The organism is Aliivibrio sp. S2TY2, from assembly GCF_028765525.1.
GTDB lineage: Bacteria > Pseudomonadota > Gammaproteobacteria > Enterobacterales > Vibrionaceae > Aliivibrio > Aliivibrio finisterrensis_A.
This window is the reverse complement of the sequence record NZ_JARACS010000027.1, coordinates 1-2445: the sequence shown is the minus strand read 5'-3', so window position 1 is coordinate 2445 and position 2445 is coordinate 1. Positions and strand designations below refer to the sequence as shown.

At 37.1% G+C, this 2445-nt stretch carries 3 protein-coding genes; 2 read left to right on the top strand and 1 reads right to left on the bottom strand.

Translation table 11 applies throughout. The features are described 5' to 3' along the window. Positions 1–665: 665 nt before the first annotated feature. Positions 666–1070: a hypothetical protein gene (locus PVK63_RS19825; protein WP_274440976.1), complete on the bottom strand. Its 405-nt coding sequence runs from the start codon at positions 1068–1070 to the stop codon at positions 666–668. Between the two features lie 209 nt (positions 1071–1279). Here PVK63_RS19825 and PVK63_RS19820 point away from each other — a divergent pair, with 209 nt between their 5' ends. Both PVK63_RS19820 and PVK63_RS19815 read left to right on the top strand, forming a co-directional pair. Continuing rightward, complete coding sequence (locus tag PVK63_RS19820) at positions 1280–1501, top strand: TA system antitoxin ParD family protein (RefSeq protein WP_045103941.1); 222 nt, start codon at positions 1280–1282, stop codon at positions 1499–1501. Further along, on the top strand, positions 1494–1784 hold the full coding sequence (locus PVK63_RS19815; RefSeq protein WP_045103942.1) for a type II toxin-antitoxin system RelE/ParE family toxin: 291 nt from the start codon (positions 1494–1496) through the stop codon (positions 1782–1784). Before PVK63_RS19820 ends, PVK63_RS19815 begins: the two co-directional genes overlap by 8 nt. Positions 1785–2445 lie beyond the last annotated feature (661 nt).

Sequence of the window (2445 nt, the reverse complement as noted above, 5' to 3'; positions counted from 1 at the left end):
GCAATAACACGTGCGAAAGACCGACTAACAAAACCAATTATACTCCAAACCGCGAATGCCGAATGTAAATAGCATCGTGTTGATTGCTTTGTTATACGAGCCTTGCTTTCGCTTCGATTAACTTGATAAAGAACTGATTTATCAAGATTTACTGTAAACTGAGTTTAATTAGACTGGCTCAATTAAGCGAGCAAAATATTCAATCAACAGCAATAACTGTGAAACGAAATAATCCTTTTTTCTTACACCATTTGTACGACTTGGTTTCAGAAAGTTTGGTGCTTATAAACCAAATATCCTAACCACAATTGGGATTGAAAATCCTACGAGGAAAACACTAATGCAGGTTAAAATGAGGCATAACCAAAGAACAATTGAAGCTTGAATTAGCCGTTGAAACGCATGAACTTAGGCCGACAATGCTTAATTGCCGAACCTGATGAAACGGACACTAAAAGGCAACAAAGAAAAAGGAAAACCACCCTACTTTCACACCTAAAAAGCTAATGGTTCAATCGCTAAACTGAACCAAAAAACTGCATTTTCAGAGTTCGTATAACGCCGCAATAACACGTGCGAACGACTTATTTACCAAGCCAATTACACTCTAAACCGCGAATGCCGAGTGTAATAGCATCGTGTTGATTGCTTTGTTAAACGTACATCTAACGGCTAGTGCGATACTTAACCAATGACGGACTTTCACAATCGATTGTTTCTATGTAGATATTACGTTCCTTCCACATGACTTCAATATCATAAAGACAAAACGAATATTTAGTTGGATCTACAACCCAAACCCCATTAACTTGAACTGATACTGACGTAAATAATTCATTATCATTACCCCACCAAGCTAAAACCAAATACTTACAACTTGCACCATTATGAAAAATAACGAACGCAGCAGTTTGATCCCATTCGAGAGTTATTTCAGATTTAACCTCTGTTAGTCGTTGATGAAAAGCGGCCATATTGATTGGTTCTTCATTTGCTGAAATAGTATAAATCTTAACTCCATCCGCATCTAGCCAATCTTGCTCACCTTCCAGTTTTCGTAATTTATACATTGTACCTCCTTGTACGATTAACGCCTGCATAACACGTTTACTACTATACAGATCAAGCTGAATTTTACCGCCATAAACACCGAAACTAAAGACAAACCTACAATGCCGAATGTAGTAAATCGTGTTGATGCGATTGTTATGGCGCAACTTGCGACAACCGTAGCAATATACTACAATAATGGAAATTAACTTTAAATAGGACACTTACAATGGCTACAGCAAGCATCAGATTAGACCAAGACCTTGTGCAAAAAGCTACTATTATGGCTAAAGCATTCAGTCGCACCGCACCAAAACAAATTGAACACTGGGCTAAAATTGGTGAAATGATGGAAGATAACCCTGAACTATCATATGAGTTTGTAAAACAAGCAATTATTGCCAAAGCTGAAAAAGAAGCAGGAAAATTGGAGAGCTATAGTTTTGGCTAATATAACTCAAATTTTACAGACACCTACATTTAAGAAAGCAGTAAAAAAGTTACATAAAAATCAAAAGACGGATCTTGATAATGCAATTAAAGAATTAATGAAAGAGCCATTATTAGGAGAGCAAAAGAAAGGTGACTTGTCATTTTTACGTGTCCATAAATTCAAAATGGTTAAGCAATTAACACTGCTTGGTTACAGTTACGAAGATGGCACGGTCACCCTTGAGCTAATGGCATTAGGATCTCATGAAAATTTTTACCGTGATGTTAAAAATATCTTCTGAGCCATAACGCCGCAATAACACGTGCGAAAGACCGACTTACAAAACCAATTATACTCCAAACCGCGAATGCCGAATGTAAATAGCATCGTGTTGATTGCTTTGTTACACGATCTTTGTCAACGCTTCGCTTTAATTGGTAAAGAACTGATTTACCAATAATATTTACAAACCAATTTTAAATTACAAAAGCTAATTTAGCGAACAAAAGAACCGTTCAACTGCAAAAACTGCGAAACGAAACAATCCTTTTTCTAGCACCATTTGAACGATTGGTTTCAGCAAGTTTGGATCTGATAAACCAAATATCTTTGCCACAATTGGGATTGATAATGTTGCGAGGAAAACACTGATGCAGGATAAAATGAGGCAAAACCATGAACAATTGAAGCGTGAATTAGCTTCTGAAATCCATGAACTTGGGGAAATAAGGGCTAACTTGCCGAACCTGATGAAATGAAATCTAAAAGGCAGCAAAGAAAAAGGAAATCCACCCTACTTTCATCCCTAAAAAACTAACGGCTCAATCGCTGAACTGAGCCAAAAAACTGCAATCTTTAGTTCGTGTAACGCCTGCATAACACGTTTACTACTATGCGATTATACTTAATATTGACGGCTTAAAACGAGAAACACCCGGCAAACTGAGATTGCCGAGTGTAGT